General features: G+C 75.1%; 9 protein-coding genes and 1 pseudogene. 6 read left to right on the top strand and 4 right to left on the bottom strand.

The window, feature by feature from the left end; all coding sequences use genetic code 11:
* Positions 1–74: 74 nt before the first annotated feature.
* Positions 75–1,688, top strand: coding sequence for an amidohydrolase (locus ACPA54_RS04830; RefSeq protein WP_423527098.1), 1,614 nt, complete (start codon positions 75–77; stop codon positions 1,686–1,688).
* Positions 1,689–1,803: 115 nt separating this feature from the next.
* Here ACPA54_RS04830 and yczE read toward each other — a convergent pair whose 3' ends face one another.
* Positions 1,804–2,436: a membrane protein YczE gene (gene yczE / locus ACPA54_RS04825; protein WP_423527821.1), complete on the bottom strand. Its 633-nt coding sequence runs from the start codon at positions 2,434–2,436 to the stop codon at positions 1,804–1,806.
* 170 nt (positions 2,437–2,606) lie between these two features.
* Between yczE and yczR the strand changes: the two genes are divergently transcribed.
* The 4 genes and pseudogenes from yczR (at position 2,607) to ACPA54_RS04805 (ending at position 10,142) form a co-directional block, all read left to right on the top strand.
* Positions 2,607–4,145: a MocR-like transcription factor YczR gene (yczR, locus tag ACPA54_RS04820; RefSeq protein ID WP_423527096.1), complete on the top strand. Its 1,539-nt coding sequence runs from the start codon at positions 2,607–2,609 to the stop codon at positions 4,143–4,145.
* A 2,599-nt stretch (positions 4,146–6,744) separates the two neighbouring features.
* Positions 6,745–7,521 (top strand): annotated as a pseudogene (locus tag ACPA54_RS04815) (polyprenol monophosphomannose synthase); the annotation flags it as partial.
* A 545-nt stretch (positions 7,522–8,066) separates the two neighbouring features.
* Positions 8,067–9,227, top strand: a complete 1,161-nt coding sequence (locus ACPA54_RS04810) for a DUF6183 family protein (protein ID WP_423527094.1) — start codon at positions 8,067–8,069, stop codon at positions 9,225–9,227.
* A gap of 315 nt (positions 9,228–9,542) precedes the next feature.
* Entirely contained in the window at positions 9,543–10,142 is a 600-nt protein-coding gene (locus tag ACPA54_RS04805; protein WP_423527092.1) for an FxsA family protein, read from the top strand.
* Between the two features lie 50 nt (positions 10,143–10,192).
* Here the strand turns inward: ACPA54_RS04805 and ACPA54_RS04800 are convergent, their stop codons facing one another.
* The 3 genes from ACPA54_RS04800 to ACPA54_RS04790 form a co-directional block, all read right to left on the bottom strand.
* Complete coding sequence (locus ACPA54_RS04800; protein ID WP_423527091.1) at positions 10,193–10,612, bottom strand: hypothetical protein; 420 nt, start codon at positions 10,610–10,612, stop codon at positions 10,193–10,195.
* Positions 10,613–10,835: 223 nt separating this feature from the next.
* On the bottom strand, positions 10,836–11,210 hold the full coding sequence (locus ACPA54_RS04795) for an RNA polymerase-binding protein RbpA (protein ID WP_345677532.1): 375 nt from the start codon (positions 11,208–11,210) through the stop codon (positions 10,836–10,838).
* Between the two features lie 348 nt (positions 11,211–11,558).
* On the bottom strand, positions 11,559–14,504 hold the full coding sequence (locus tag ACPA54_RS04790; protein WP_423527089.1) for an ATP-binding SpoIIE family protein phosphatase: 2,946 nt from the start codon (positions 14,502–14,504) through the stop codon (positions 11,559–11,561).
* Between the two features lie 364 nt (positions 14,505–14,868).
* Here ACPA54_RS04790 and ACPA54_RS04785 point away from each other — a divergent pair, with 364 nt between their 5' ends.
* Positions 14,869–15,669 carry a hypothetical protein gene (locus tag ACPA54_RS04785; protein WP_423527087.1) on the top strand — a complete coding sequence of 267 codons (801 nt, stop codon included), beginning with the start codon at positions 14,869–14,871 and terminating at the stop codon, positions 15,667–15,669.
* Positions 15,670–15,757 lie beyond the last annotated feature (88 nt).

Raw genomic sequence — 15,757 nt, 5'->3', positions numbered from 1 at the left:
GAATCCGCGTCCGCCGCGGGGATCCGGAGGGCCGTAGCGGGAACGCGCGGCCACACGCGGCAGACTTACCCCCCATGACCGTGATCCTCCTGCGCAACGGCGCCGTCTACAGTCCCGCGGACCCGTTCGCCACCGCCATGGTGGTCGAAGACGGCACCGTCGCCTGGATCGGCGCGGAAGGCGCCGCCGAAGCGCACCTGTCCGCCGCGGACGAGGTCGTCGACCTGCGCGGCGCCCTCGTCGCCCCGGCGTTCGTCGACGCGCACGTCCACACCACCAGCGCCGGCCTGGCCCTGACCGGACTCGACCTGTCCGGCTGCGCCCCCGGCCGGGCCCTGGACGCCGTCGCCGCGTTCGCCGCGGCACAGCCCGCGGGCGCGGTCGTGCTCGGCCAGGGCTGGGACGACCCGCAGTTCCCCGACGGCCTGCCGACCGCCGCGCAACTGGACCGCGCCGCCGACGGCCGCCCGGTGTACCTGTCGCGCGTCGACGTGCACTCCGCGCTCGCGTCGCCCGCGCTGCGCGCCCTCGTGCCGGACGTGGCCGGCCTGCCCGGCTTCGACGCCGACGGCCCCCTGACCGGGGAAGCCCACCACGCGGTGCGGGCCGCCGCGTTCGCCGCCGTCACCCCGGCGCAGCGGGATGCGGCGCAGCGTGCCGCGCTCGCCCGCGCGGCCGCGCTCGGCATCGGCGGCGTGCACGAGTGCGCGGGCCCGGACATCTCCGGCGCGGACGACCTGGCCGGTCTGCTGGCGATCGCCGCGGAGGGCGCCGGGCCGGACGTGGACGCGTACTGGGGCCAGGCCGTCACGTCCGCGGGCGAGGCCCGGGACCTGGCCGCCGCGATGTGTGTCCGGGGCCTGGGCGGGGACCTGTTCGCCGACGGCGCCCTCGGCTCGCACACCGCCTGCCTGCACGCCCCCTACGACGACCGCCCCGGCACGTCCGGGCGCGCGTACCTGACCGCGGACGAGGTCGCCGTGCACGTGGCCGCGTGCACCGAAGCCGGCGTACAGGCCGGTTTCCACGCCATCGGCGACGCGGCGGTCGACGCCGTGGTCGCCGGAGCCCGCGCCGCCGCGGACCGGCACGGCGCGGCCGCGGTGCGGGCGCTGCGGCACCGGGTCGAGCACGCGGAGATGGTGTCGGCCGACGCCCTGGCCGGTTTCGCCGAACTGGGCCTGGTGGCGTCGGTCCAGCCCGGTTTCGACGCGGCGTGGGGCGGCCCGGACGGCATGTACGCCCGCCGCCTCGGCGCCGAACGCGCGGCCGCCCTCAACCCGTTCGCCACGTTGAACCGGGCCGGGGTCCCCCTCGCGTTCGGCTCGGACGCGCCGGTCACCCCCCTGGGCCCGTGGGCCGCCGTCCGCGCCGCGGCCTTCCACCGGACCGCGGCCGAGCGGATCTCGGTCCGTGCCGCGTTCACCGCGCACACCCGCGGCGGGCACCGCGCCCTGGGCCGGGACGCCGACGGCGTCCTCGTCCCCGGCGCCCCCGCCACCTACGCGGTGTGGCGTACCGGCGAACTGACCGTCCAGGCCCCCGACTCGCGCCTGTCCGCGTGGTCCACCGACCCCAGCTCCGGAACGCCCGGCCTGCCGGACCTCACCCCGGGCGCACCGCTCCCGGTCTGCCTGCACACGGTCGTCCGCGGGCGCACGATCCATCGGGCGGACGACGCGGAGTAGACCCGCACGGCACAACCACACGGCAGGGGGCGCGGACATCCGCGCCCCCTGCCGTGTTCTCCCGGCGCCCGGGCCGACTGCGGCCTTGCGCGCACGGGACGGTTCGCTGCGCCGCCTACTCGGCTGCGCTCGCGGCTGCCGCCACCGCCGGGGTCTCGTGCGGCCGTGTGCGGGGGCCGGTGGCGCGTTTGTCTCCGCGTCGCGCGACCCGTGCGCGTTCCTTGTCGCCGTGCGGGACGGTGAACAGGGGCAGGAACACCTGGACGAGGGGGCCGATGCCCAGGGCGTACACGACGGTCCCGATGCCGGCGGAGCCGCCGAGGAGGACGCCGGCGGCCAGCACGGCGAGCTCGATGCCGGTGCGGACCAGGCGTACCGAGCGGCCGGTGCGGGCGACCAGGCCGGTCATGAGGCCGTCGCGGGGGCCGGGGCCGAAGCGCGCCCCGATGTACGCGCCGCCGGCCACGGCGTTCAGGACGACGGACGCGACCATGAACACCGCCTGCCACCCGATCCCGTGCGCGTCGGGCAGGAACGCGAGGGACGCGTCGACGGCCAGGCCGATGACGACGACGTTGGAGACCGTGCCCAGGCCGGGGCGCTGGCGGATCGGCCACCACAGCAGCAGGACCGCGGCGCCGACGGCGACGGTGACCATGCCGAAGCTGAGCGGGGTGCGTTCCTGCAGGCCCTGGTGGAAGACGTCCCACGGGTCGAGGCCGAGTCCGGCGCGGATCATGAGCGCCATGCTGAAGCCGTACAGGGCCAGTCCCGCGTACAGCTGGACGATGCGGCGTGCCAGCAACCAGTCCACCGGTTCGTGTCCTCCCCGAAACAGGCTCCCGAAAAAGAGCCACTGATGCGAGAATCCGGAAAACTGGATTGTCGATCCAGAGCCAATCGCACAGGAGTGGACTGATGAGCAGTCGGCATCTGACCGTGACCAGCACCCGCCTCGCCGACCTCCTCGACCCCTGGCAGCGCACCGCCGCCCCCACCGCGGCCGCCTCCCTGCCCGGCCCGGCACCGGCAGGCCCGTCCGGCCCGGCCACCCCCGCCTACCGGGCACTCGCCGACCGGATCCGCGCGCTCGTCCTGGACGGCCGGGTCCCGCTCACCGCCCGCCTGCCCGCCGAACGCGGCCTCGCCGACCGGCTCGGCGTCTCCCGCACCACCGTCGCCGCCGCCTACGACCTCCTGCGCTCGGACGGCTACCTGGTCTCCCGCCGCGGCTCCGGCTCCTGGACCGCCCTGCCCAACCACCACCCCGAACCGCCCACCCGCGCCCTGGTCCCGTCCTCCATCACCGGCATCATCGACCTCGGCGTCGCCGCACTCCCCGGCCCCGGCCGCCCCCTGCACCGCGCCGTCGCCGACGCCGCCGACGCACTGCCCGCCTACACCACCGCCCACGGCTACCACCCCGCAGGCCTGCCCCTCCTGCGCGAAACCATCGCCGCCCGCTACACCCGCCGCGGCGCCCCCACCACCCCCGACCAGATCCTCGTCACCTCCGGCGCCCTGTCCGCGTGGGTCCTGCTGCTGCGCACCTTCGTCCACCCCGGCGACCGCGTCGCCGTCGAATCACCCACCTACGCCAACGCCATCGAAGCCGTCCGCGCCGGCGGCGGCCGCCCCGTCCCGGTACCCATGGCCGACGACGGCTGGGACCTGCCCGCCTGGCGCGACGCCCTGCGCGCCGCCAGCCCCCGCCTCGCCTACGTCATCGCCGACTACCAGAACCCCACCGGCCACCTCGCCACCGCCGAAACCCGCCGCGCCCTCGTCGACGCCGCCCGCGCCACCGGCACCGTCCTCGTCGTCGACGAAACCTGCGCCGACCTCGCCCTGGACACCCCCAGGCCCCCGCACCCCGACCACCCCGCACCCGTCGCCGCATTCGACCGCGCCGGCACCGTGGTCACCCTCGGCTCCGCCGCCAAGTCCTTCTGGGGCGGCCTGCGCATCGGCTGGATCCGCGCCACCCCCGAACTCATCCGCCGCTTCACCGCCACCCGCGCCGGACTCGACGTCGCCGCACCCGTCCTCGACCAACTCGTCGTCCACTACCTGATGGCCGACCACGAAGACGCCATACTCGACGCCCGCATCCCCACCGTCCGCGCCGCCCGCACCCACCTCGCCGCCGAACTCGCCACCCACCTGCCCACCTGGACCCACCACCACCCGCCCGGCGGCCTGTCCCTGTGGGTACGCACCGACAACCTCTCCACCACCGTCCTGTCCGAAGCCGCCGCCCGCCACGGCCTGCGCCTGGCCCCCGGCACCCTCTTCGGCACCACCGGCGCCTTCGAACGCCACGTCCGCCTGCCCTACACCCTCGACTCCCCGACCCTCACCGAAGCCGTCCGCCGCCTCACGCTCGCCGCCGCGGAAACCGGGCGCGCTCGCGGGGACGGGGGGCTGACACCGGCATTCACCGGGTGCGTGGCCTGAGGAGGCGTGGAAGGGCGGGGCGCAGCGGGGCCGGAGGCCTCGCCGACGGTCCCGCCACGACCAACCCACAAGCCGAACGCCGCACCGACGCGCGTGCCGCTGCCCGCCAGGACCGACACCGCACGGCCGCGGACCGGTCGGCGGCCGTGCGAGCGGGTGTCCTGCGGACAGCTCCGACCAGGCGGGGCGGAACGCATCGGCGAACCAGCGGACGATCAGGTCGCTGTTGTGGCCGCGCGCACCGGACCCCGCGCGGCAACGAGCTACTGCCGCGCGGCAGGGCCCAGGACGAGCACACGCGCACGAACGGGGATTGGGCCCCCGCGCCGGGCGGCCCCTCGCCGCCTGACCCGACCGTCCACACGGAGGCCCCCAGGGCGCGAAAGTCAGGCGGGTCGAAGGCCCGCCGACAACAGCCGTCGGCTGCTCCGAGGGGCACCCCTTCTCGGGGCGGCCGACGGACACGGATGGCATCGGCGGCCCGTCGGGTCGGCGGTCAGCGAACACCACCGAGCCCGTCGGCGCAACCGATTCGTCGCCCGGCAGCGTGCCCGGATCCCTGCAGGCCGGGCGGCCTTTCGCCCCAGGCAGCACGTCCCGCAGCCCGCCCGCCCCCGAACGGGTGGGCGCTTACGCCGACCGGCGGGTGGATGCCCTTCCGCCCACCACCCGCACGCCCCGCCCCTCACCCGCCTGACCAGGCGAAACACCACAACTTCGCAGGTCAAGGCACGGTTGACACCCCGCCCGCCCGGCCCACTACGTTCGCTCATGTCCACCGCAGGACGACCGACCGGGCCACGCCCCCCGGACGGCACGCGCACCACCGGGCCCGACGGCACCTGCCGCCGACAGCCAGACCCGGCCCCGCGCGCGTACCGCCCGGGACGCCGCCCCGCGCGGCCGCGCCGGACCGGGGCGGCACCCGTGCGCCCGCCCCGGCACGACGCGCGCGGCGGAACCCGGCGGACGGTGCGACCCGGGTGGGTACCCGGCCGCCCAGTAGACAACGGCCACCGCGACCCGCAGCCAGCGGCGTCCGGGGCCGGCCCGAAGGACGGCCGGGACCCACTCGCAGCACCCCCGACACGGGGAGCCCCACACACACAGCCCGAACGGCAGCCCCCCCCGACACCGGAACCCCGACTGCGGGCCGTCTGCGGTCGGGCAACGGATGACCAGACGACCGACCTCCGCTTGCTTCCCCGTCGATTCGCCGAGCATCCGGTAGGCGCAGACCGCCGAGGGAAGGCCCACACCCGAGGCCCCGGGAGGCAAGGCCCGAGCGTGGCCCGGCACGGTTGTCGCCGTCACGCGCCGCCGTCACGCCGCCGGTGGGGCGTGCGCGACAAGGGCGGCCGGAGCCGTCACCCACCGCGTCCACGCTGCGCCCCGCCCGCCCGCCCGCCCGTCCGTCACGACCGGCGTACGCCGACGGCACCGTCGTCCGCGCCACCGCCGCCCCCTTGAACGCCTCCGTCCACATGGCCTCGGGCCCGCCACGCCCCGGTGCACAGCCGCCGACGGCCGCGCGGCGTGGAGCAGGGGCCCGAGGCCGGAGGACCGGTGTTCCGGCGTCTCCCGCCGACCCATGCAGCCCCGTCGACGACCGGCCGGATCCGTCTGTCGCCCGGCGGGAGAGGTAGACGCCCCCGACGAGGCCTCGCAACTGCGGTCGTCGGAGGGAATCCCGACGCCGCCCGCCCGGCACCACCTCCCCCGGGTCCGGCCCCGGGCCGACCGCGGCGCCGCCAAGACAGCCCGAGACTCCGCCGACGTCGGCCGAGCACCGCAGCCGCCACGTCCGGCGGGACGGACCGCCCGGCGCAGCGGTGGACAGCGGGCAGCCCGACCCACGCCGCACACACCGCACCCCACCGGCGCCGCACCACCCACACCCGGCCACCACTCCTCCGTGTTGCTCCATTCGGGCGCACTTACGCAACAGCCTTGTCCCATCCGCGCGGTCCACGCGAGCACCCGACACCAGCCCTCGAACACGCCCCCGCCACCCCGCCCGCACCCCACGCCCCCACCTCGCCCATCCGCCGCGAACACCGCAACGGCGGCGTGTCGCGCCCGGGACCGCCCAAACCCGCCCGATCCCCGCTGCGCCGCCACCGCCCGCAATCCCGGCCCTGCCGCGCCGGCGCGGGCCCGGTCCGGCCCAATCTCCCGCCGCGCCAAGGCCCCACCGACCATGCCGCCTTTCCACGGGCCAACGTGTCCGTCGGCGGGGTGGGCCGGGCGGGTCCGGTGCCGCGGCGCGTGGCGTACCGCGAAACCCCACGGCGGGCCCGCACGTTGTACCGTCACAGCCGACAGGCCTTCCCGCCGCGCACGGCGCCGGGCCGTGCCCGGGGTTCGCCGCGGGGCGCGGGCCGGCGGTGTCCGGGGCGGGGCACCACCGCGATCCACGCCTCCGACGCGGCCGCACGGCGCGGCACGGGGGCGACGAAGACGACGAGGAAGACCACGACGTGACGCACGCACGGGGAGCAGCGCCCCCGCACCGTCCTGCCGCCTCCGCCCCGGCCCCGGGCCGGGTACGCCGTATCTCGGGGACCGTCCCGGCCGGCCGCGTGACGAAGGAGACGATGTGAGCGCCCACGAGCCCGCAGCCCCGGCCGACGGCGCGGCCGAGTTCGGCGACCTGGGCAAGGTCCTCGTCATCATCCCGACGTACAACGAGTCGGAGAACGTCGAAGGGATCGTCGCCCGGGTGCGCGCCGCCGCGCCGGGTGTCGACGTGCTGGTCGCGGACGACAACAGCCCCGACGGCACCGGCGCCATCGCGGACGCGATCGCCGAGAACGACCCGCACGTGCAGGTCATGCACCGCAAGGGCAAGGAAGGCCTCGGCGCCGCGTATCTGGCCGGGTTCCACTGGGGCATCGACCGCGGCTACGACATCCTCGTCGAGATGGACGCGGACGGCTCGCACCAGCCCGAGCAGCTGCCCCGGCTGCTGGAGGCCATCCGCGACGCGGACCTCGTCCTGGGCTCGCGGTGGGTGCCGGGCGGCGCGATCGTGAACTGGCCCGCGTCGCGGAAGTTCATCTCCCGCGGCGGCAGCACCTACTCGCGGATGATGCTGGGCCTGGACATTCGCGACGTCACCGGCGGCTACCGGGCGTTCCGCAAGGAGACCCTGCTCGGCATCGACATGGACTCGGTCGCGTCGCAGGGCTACTGCTTCCAGGTCGACCTGGCCTGGCGCGCGGTCCGCAACGGCTTCCGCGTGGTCGAGGTCCCGATCACCTTCGTCGAACGCGAACGCGGCAACAGCAAGATGAGCCGCGCGATCCTCGCCGAAGCCCTGTGGCGGGTCACCGCCTGGGGTGCGGGCCGCGGCATCGACAAGGTCCGCGGCCGCAAGCCCGACGACGCGGACGCGCCGGACGACGAGACGACCGGACCGGACACCGCGACCGCGCTCCCCGGCACGGACACCGTCGCCGAGACCGCCGCGCCGACCGCACCCGCGGCCGAACCGCACGAGCCGGTCCAGGGCCTCGTCAAGGAGCCCGCCAAGGACGCCAAGGCAGCCAAGCCGGCTGCTCCGGCCAATCCGGCCAAGGCGGACACCGCCGCCGACGCCGTGCAGGGCGACCCGGCCCCGGCCGACGACCCAGCGGACGCGTCGGCGAAGCCCGCCACGGCCGAAGCCGAAGCCAAGGCCGACGCCGACGCTGAGGCTGACGCCAAGGCGACCGGTACCACCGGCGACGACGCCACCGAATCGGCCGCCACGGCGTCCGCTGCCCGCCCGGACAGCCCCGCCGAACGCCCGTAACCCAGCCCGCCTCACCGACGGGGCCGCGCCCACCCCGGGCCGGCCCCGTCCGGATTGTCCGGCGGGTAGCCGCGCCCGGCGATATTCGGGTGATCGCGCGTCCTCGGCCCGCGTACGCTCGGGCCATGGCGGGGGAGCGGATAGCGGACATCGTGGCGGGCTTGCCGGGCACCGACCGCATCGGCGACCTGCTCACCGCACTCAACGAGCGGGCCTCCGACGGCGACGTCCGCTTCGTCGCGGACCTGGCCCTGGCCGCCGCCGAGGCCGACGCCCGCGCCACCGAGCCGCGGGTGTGGCAGTACGCGAGCACGGTCGACCACGTCGTCCGCCTCCTCGGCACCACCCCGGGTCAGGACAGCGTCACCCTCCTGCTGCGCTTGGCCGCCGCCCGCCGTGGTGGCGACCCGCGCCGGGGCGACCGCTACCTGGCCTCACTGCTCGCCTCCGGCCACCCGCCCGAGGACCTCGCCGCGGTGTTCCCCGACCCCCCGCCGGATCCCACGCCCGGCCTCGGGTCCGTCGAACTGCGCACGTGCCTGGTCCACGAGCTGGTGCTGCGGGACGTGGACGTCACCCGGACCCCGGGGATCGCCGCGTGGCTGACGTCGCCGCAGTGGCGCGACCACCCGCTGGCCCGGCTGCCGCTGACCCGGGGGGAGCCGGAGGCTCAGCCGGACGTGCCGGTGCACAGCGTCGGCGGCTTGAGCTTCGAGATCGCCTTCGGCCCGTCGGCCCACACGCAACGCCCGCCCGCCGCCCCGGCGGACACCCCACCCGCCACGGAGGTCACGACCCCTGCCGTGGCCGACGCGATCGCCGCGGCGGTGGCGAACTGGGCCGACGAGTCCAACGGCGGTGCCGAAGCCCGCGTCTTCGCCTTCGCCCGCCCGCTGGACACCGCCGCGGTGCCGGCCGTGCTGCCCGCGCTGGGCCTGGCCTGCCTGGAAGGCGTCCACGACCGCGCCGGTTGGGCGATCGCCGCGCAGCCGCCCGCGCACGCCTGGCGCATCCTGTTCGGCGCCGCGGCCAACGGCGGCGCCTACAACTCCGGCGTCTACGGCGCGTACGGCCGCCTCGCCGCGTGGCAGTCCATCGCCGCACTCGCCGGCTGCCCCGACGACGCCCCCTTCGACGCCATCGAAACGCGCGCGCAGGCCTGCACCTGGTTCGTCTTCGACGCCGACACCGCCTGGTACTGGCAGGTCGCCTGGGACATCGGCCTGGCCGCACTCTCCCCGGACGGACGCCGCCTGGCCGTCCTGGCCGCCTCCGACACCGGCTGACACCCCCGACCGACACTCCGGCCGGCACCCACCCGCCCCGTGCCGCACCGCCCCCGGCGCCGCGCTCGGAAGCGCCCGACCCGCCGTGTCGGGAACACTCCGCGCTCCCAGGGCGTCATTCTCATCAAGGACATCCCGCACCCGGCACCGGGCCGGCACGACGCGGGGCGTCCCGGCAGCACCACCGTCCCCCCACGCATCACCCGCCACACGGACCGTGCAAGGCCCGCCGTGGCGGCAGCCCGATCCGGTAGGTCCGCGCCCCGCACGGCGCGGCCCGCCCCGGACCCGGGCCGGAAGGAGAACCCGCACCCCATGCGCCGCGCCGCAGTCCTGATTCCTCTGATCGCCTGGCCGATCGCCGAGATCTACCTGATCAGCCGGGTCGGCTCCGCGATCGGCGCGGGCGACACCGTGCTGCTGCTCCTGGCCGGTGTGATCGCCGGCTCGCTCGCGATCCGCTACGAAGGCCGCCGGGCGCTGACCCGGCTGCGCGACGCCGCCACCGCGGAATCCGCCGCGGCGCAGGGCCAGGCCGGACCCGGCGTGGACGCCTCCCGGACCGGGCGGGCCGCCGCGGACGCGGGGCTGGTCGTGCTCGGCGGCATCCTGCTGATCATTCCCGGGTTCATCTCGGACGTGGCCGGTCTGCTGTGCCTCCTGCCGTTCACCCGGCCGCTGGTGCGCAAGCTGATCGGCGGGGCGGTCGGCAGCCAGGTGGCGCGCCGGACCCGGTTCGGCGCCGCGATGGGGCAGGCCCGCCAGGCGCAGGAGCAGATGCGCATGCACCGCCCGGACGGGAAGGTCGTGTCCGGCGAGGTCGTCCACGGCGACGTCGTCGACCCCGACGGCACGCCGCGCCGCGACCCGGGCAACCACGGCGGGCCGACCGGCGGACCGCACTACCTGCCGTAACCCCGGGGCCCCGCGGCCTGGCGGGGGAGCAGCACGGGCGTAAGCCCGTGTCAGCCCGCGGCGCCCGCGCTGCGCCGGGTGCGGGCGCCGTCGAACAGCGTCCAGCCGTCGACGAACGCCACGCGCGGGTGGTCCGGGTCCCAGCCGTCGGCGAGGGCTTCGTCGAGGAGGGCGCGGACGGTGCCGGGTTCGTGGAGGTTGAGCAGCGCGTCCAGGTCGGTGCCGACCGTGCCGGACGGCAGCCACCCGTCGGGGACGAGCCGTCCCGGGCCGTTGCGGAACTCGATCCGCAGCCCGCCCGCGCGGCCGAGGGGGCGCAGCGCGAGGGTCTCGCGGCAGGCGTCTTCGCCGACGCGGACGAACGCGCCGGCCGCGTCGCGCGTCACCGGGCCGTGGGCGTGGCGTACGGACCACAGGTAGGTGTCGGTGCCGACGGTGAGACGGCGCGGCTTCTTCGCACGGCGGACCATCGACGGATGGTAGCGCCGCCGCGTCGCCCGCCCGCCGTGCCGCCCCACGCGCTGCGCCCGGGCCTGGCCGCCGAGCCGGGCTGTCGAACTGTCGGGCTGTTGCCGGCATGCGGAAACGGCGTGGGCCGCACCCCCTGCCCGGGGTGCGGCCCACGCCGTTCGACGTTGTGTTCGTGCGTCTGTGGTCGGTGCCTGCGCGTACCGCTCGTTGCGCGGCCGGCGGTCAGGCCGTCTTGCGGTTGTCGCGCGGGTCGTGGTGCAGGTCGATACCCCCGGAGCGCAGTACGGCGAGGCGTTCGGCGAGGACTTCCTCGAGTTCCTCGCGGGTGCGCCGCTCCATCAGCATGTCCCAGTGCGTACGCGCGGGCTTGTTCTTCTTCTCCTCCGGCGGGGCGCCGTCCACCAGCTGGGCGACGAGGCCACAGCTGCGGCACTCCCATACCGAGGGGATCTCCGCCTCGACGGAGAACGGCATCTCGAACCGGTGGCCGCGCGGGCACGCGTACTCCACGGTCCGGCGGGGGGCCAGGTCGATTCCACGGTCGGTCTCGTAGCTGGTGGCACCGAGGCGCGTGCCGCGGAGAGCTCGTTCACTCATGAAATCGTGCCTCCTGGGCTTGAAAGTCCACTGCGACAGCCCGAGGCTGCCTGGTTCTGATAACGCTCGATCAACGTGCGGCAGGGCCCGAAGATTCCCGGGATGTTCCGGAGGTGTTCCCCGCGTCCTCGCGGCGCGGTGGGCACCCCGGCCTGCACCGCCCAGGTACTACCCCAATTCGGGCTTTTCATCACATTTTGGATAAACCACCGGCCCGGCCGCGGCGCCGTCCCTCACCCCCTCCACACCACCGCGCGCCCCACCGCCCCCTCATCGATCACCCGTACGAACCGAACCAAACCCCCACGCCGCCCCCGACACCGAAAACCACCACCCGACCCGCCGCCGTCACCCCGCCCGGCGCACCCCCGGCTCCGGCAACTCCGCCCACACGACCTTCCCCGAATCCGTCGGCCGCGCCCCCCAGTCCGACGCCAACGCCCCCACGATCGCCAACCCCCGGTGCCGCTCCTCCGACACCGACGCCGCCAACCGCCGCGGCAACCGCCCGTCCTGATCCGCCACCTGCACCACCAGGCACCCCGGACGCAGCCGCAGCCCCAACTCCATCGGCGTCCGCGCATGCTCCGCCGCGTTCGCCACCAACTCCGTCGCCACCGAACACGCCGCATCCACCCACAGCCCCGCACCCGCAGCCCGGTCCGCGACCCCCCATCGCGCCATCACCGACCGCACGAACGCCCGGCCCTCCCGCGCCGCCTTCGCCGTCGGCGGCAACTCCACCGACGCCACCCGGTCCCGGCCCTCCCGCGCCCGCACCAGCAGCAACGCCACATCGTCGTGCTCCCGACCCGTCAGCATCCCGCCCAACAACCGGTCACACGTGTCCTGCACACCGTCCACCCGCCGCGCCGCGCCCCCCATCTGCGCCGCAAAATCCCCCAGCCGATCCGTCAACGACACGTCGTGCCGCTCCACCAGGCCGTCCGTGTACAGCAGCAGCCGGTCCGACGCCGCAAACGACACCTCCGCATCGTCGAACGCCGTCCCCTCCGACGCCGCCGCCACCCCCAACGGCACCCCCAGATCGTCGTCCAACAACCGCACCCCGCCGCCCGCACTCACCAACGCCGGCGGCAGATGCCCCGCATTCGACCAGCGCATCGACCCCGCCCCCGGGTCGTACACCGCATACACACACGTCGTGATCTGATCCTCGGCCCCCATCCCCGCCACCAACCGGTTCAAATGCCGCATCACCTGCGCCGGCGGCAAATCCATCACCGCATACGCCCGCACCGCCGTCCGCAACTGCCCCATCACCGCCGCCGCCCCCAACCCGCGGCCCATCACATCCCCGATCACCAACGCCACCCGCCCCGCCGACAACGGAATCACGTCGAACCAGTCACCCCCCACCTGCGTCCCCCGCGCCCCCGGCAAATACCGGCACGCAATCTCCAACGTGTCGATATCCGGCACCTCCGGCGGCAGCAACGACCGCTGCAACCGCACCGCCATATCCCGCACGTTCCGGTACAGCCGCGCGTTCTCGATCGCGGCAGCCGCCTGCGCCGCAATCCCCAACGCCAACTGCTCGTCCCGCTCCGTGAAGACGTCCGGCTTCGCATGCGAAAACGCGAACGACCCCAGCACATCCCCCTCCCGCGACACCACCGGCACCGCCAAATACGACCGCACCCCACCCCCGTACGCCGACCCCCACGGCGCCCGATGCCCCTCCCCGGCGAACACCCCCGGGAAATCCGCCACATCCCCCGACCGCACCACATCCGTCAGCAAATGCGACGGCAGCAACCGCAAGCCCGCAGGCGGCAACAACGGATGCAAAACCCCGCCGTCCCCCGGCTCGTCCCGCGACGCCGACGCATACCGGATCGTGTCGTCCCCGTCCGGCCCCTCCTCCGCACCGCAATCCCGATACAGCAGCAACCCGTGCTCCGCCGCGATCACCGACACCGCGGCCTCCGTCGCCGCCAGCACCAACTCGTCCAGATCCAACTTCCGCGACAACTTCTGACCCACGTGGTACAGCGTCCGAACAATCTGCGTCTCCTGCTCCAGACGACGCTGCTTCAACCGCAGCTGCTCCGCCTGCGTCCGCACCCGCCCCCGGTACGTCTCCACCGTCCGCGCCTGCTCGACGGTCGTGTCCTCCGCCACCGCCAGCAACTGCTCCAACGCGTCCAGCCGCGCCGCCGCCGCAAAACCGTCCACCACCCCCGTGGCCCCGGTCACCCCCGACTCCACCGCCACCACACCCGTCGTCCCCCGCGGCGAGGGCACCGGAGCCCACGGCGCCGGCATCAACGCCAACCGCGCCGCCGGCACCAACCCCCGCAACGCCTCACCCGCCCCCACCGGCACATGCACCCCGCAGAACAACAACACCGCGAACACCTCGCCGTCCGGCAACGGCCCCCCGAACCCCACCACCGTCCGCACCCCGTGCACCGCCGCATGCGGATCCGGAATATGCGCGATCGCACACCGCTCCGCCTCCCACCCCGCACCCCCGCACGCCTCCACACCAAGACGGTCCAACACCGCCGCCAACGCCGGATGCACCGCCTGCGGCGCACCAGGACCCGACAACGCAATCCGGGCAGGAAACCCGGGATGCGTCGGCTCGGGAGCGCCACCGTCGCCGGCCAGCAGAACCAGAGCGCGGGTACCCGCCTCCTCGCGAACGGTGGTGTAGACGCGGGCCAAGGCGACCTGGTGAGAGACGGGACCCGCGAAGGACCCGGCACCAAGCGAGGGAGCGACGGGAGGGAACACCGTGGGCAGCACGGCGGACGGTGCAGGAGGGAACACCGGCTCGGCCAGAGCCGACACCGCGGGAGCATCCCAGGACGATGCCCGGAGCACCGACGGGGGCCGGCTTCCCGGCGCGGTCGCACCGAGCGGCCCGGGTGCGACCGCCACGCCCGCGGAATCAGCGACGACGGCGTCGGCAGAGCCTGCCAAGCCCCCGCCCTCGGTCCCGCCCGGCACCGGCCGCGGCAGGACGTCGGCCCCGCCGACACCCGTTAACCCCGTCGGCGGAGCGGGAACCGCCGGATGCAGCGCACTGTCCGCACTCCCCGGCTGCGCCGCCGTAGCGTCGGCTCCCGAGGCCGGCACAGAACCGGCCGGCGCAGCAGGCACGGACTCCGGGGCCTCCACCGGCGGTTCCAGAAACACCGCACGCAACTGGCGGGCCACCAACACCGCGGCCTCCTCCGCGGTCGACGCCCGCGCCGCGGCCTGCCGCAGATCGGACCCGCACACGACCACGTCGCTGGGGGAGAGCTTCGCGAGGTCGAACACCGGCGCCACGTCCTCGGCTGCCGGCCCCGCCCCCGGCCGGCCGCACGCGCCGCACCGCGCGCCAGGCACCGGCGGATCGTCGGGCTCAAAATAATCGACAGGCAACGGCCCCCGCGCGCGGGGCCACACAGCCGCACACGCCCCCGTTCCGCAGGCCGCGCCGCCGCTCGTGCGGCACCATCATGGCCCCCACCAAGGCCTCTTGCGCGACGTTTGGCTCATTCGTGCCCCAATGGGCGTACGCGGGGCGCACCCCACGGCGCACACACCCCACCAGACATCACCCGTACAGCCCATCCCCGAAAGAGTCACGCCTGTTGCCCGGCCCCCGGCCGACACACGGCCGCCCGCTACGCTCCCGCCCGTGCCCGACGAACCCGTCTCCCCAGCCGACCGCGCTTGGCTGCTCGAGCAAGAACTCGGGCCCGAGATACGCCGCGTCTTCCGCCGGGTCGCCGACGACCGCATAGGCACGGGCCCGATCCCCGCAAGCGCACTGGTGCTGTACGACCCCGCCTTTGGCCCGTTCCACGACAACCGCGACTTCCTCGGCTTCTTCACCAACGAGATCCTGCATCAGGACACTTGCAGCCCTTCCACGGCCGACGGTGTCGAGATTGTGGCCTGGCCGGCCGTCGACGACCGCGTGCCGGCGCGGAATCGGATGGGCTTGGTCGAGTTCCTGTTCGCCACAGGAACAGTCGGCGAGCGGCACACTGCCACCAGTTGGCCCGACCGACCCCCGCACACGAACCCCGCCGCCGAAGCCCGCGCACACCGAGCGGTGGAAGCAGTCGTCGAGGACGTGTTCGCCCGATGGGACGACGAATGCACCGCCGTGCGCATCGCCCTGGCCCAACTCGCGGCCGCGTTCCCCCGGGAAGCCGGACCGGAGGCCGGGCACCGCGTCCGCGCACTGGCCGACCGGTTGCGGAACAGCACCGCCTCCGACTACCTCGACTTCGCTGCCGTGATGATCCACGGCGACAACGCGGCCATGGCGGCTGCTGTCGAGCACTACACGGGCTGGGAAGCCGACTACGACTTCCGCGGCACGTTGCCCGACGTGCCCGTCCGAAGCCGGGCCCTGCACCTCCTCGACCAGATGGCCGAACACGAACACATCGTGCTCACGGCCCTGCTGCGTCCCGAGGACAGGCTCTGATCCAACGGCCGCCGCCGCGCCGGGTGTTCGCGCTTCCGCTGCGCCGTGCGGGCCGTGGCGGTGCGGGGTGCGGGTGGAAGTCCCCGCC

Source organism: Uniformispora flossi, from assembly GCF_049534875.1.
Classification (GTDB): Bacteria; Actinomycetota; Actinomycetes; order Streptomycetales; family Streptomycetaceae; genus Yinghuangia; species Yinghuangia aomiensis.
The sequence above is the reverse complement of the archived record's forward strand: the minus strand, read 5'-3'. Positions and strand labels throughout refer to the sequence as shown.

Excerpts from the sequence above, each read along its gene's own strand:
- ACPA54_RS04800 (WP_423527091.1), bottom strand. The coding sequence starts at position 10,612 with ATGGTCCGCCGTGCGAAGAAGCCGCGCCGTCTCACCGTCGGCACCGAC.
- ACPA54_RS04810 (WP_423527094.1), top strand. The coding sequence starts at position 8,067 with ATGGCGGGGGAGCGGATAGCGGACATCGTGGCGGGCTTGCCGGGCACC.
- ACPA54_RS04795 (WP_345677532.1), bottom strand. The coding sequence starts at position 11,210 with ATGAGTGAACGAGCTCTCCGCGGCACGCGCCTCGGTGCCACCAGCTAC.
- ACPA54_RS04830 (WP_423527098.1), top strand. The coding sequence starts at position 75 with ATGACCGTGATCCTCCTGCGCAACGGCGCCGTCTACAGTCCCGCGGAC.
- yczE (WP_423527821.1), bottom strand. The coding sequence starts at position 2,436 with ATGGCGCTCATGATCCGCGCCGGACTCGGCCTCGACCCGTGGGACGTC.
- ACPA54_RS04805 (WP_423527092.1), top strand. The coding sequence starts at position 9,543 with ATGCGCCGCGCCGCAGTCCTGATTCCTCTGATCGCCTGGCCGATCGCC.
- yczR (WP_423527096.1), top strand. The coding sequence starts at position 2,607 with ATGAGCAGTCGGCATCTGACCGTGACCAGCACCCGCCTCGCCGACCTC.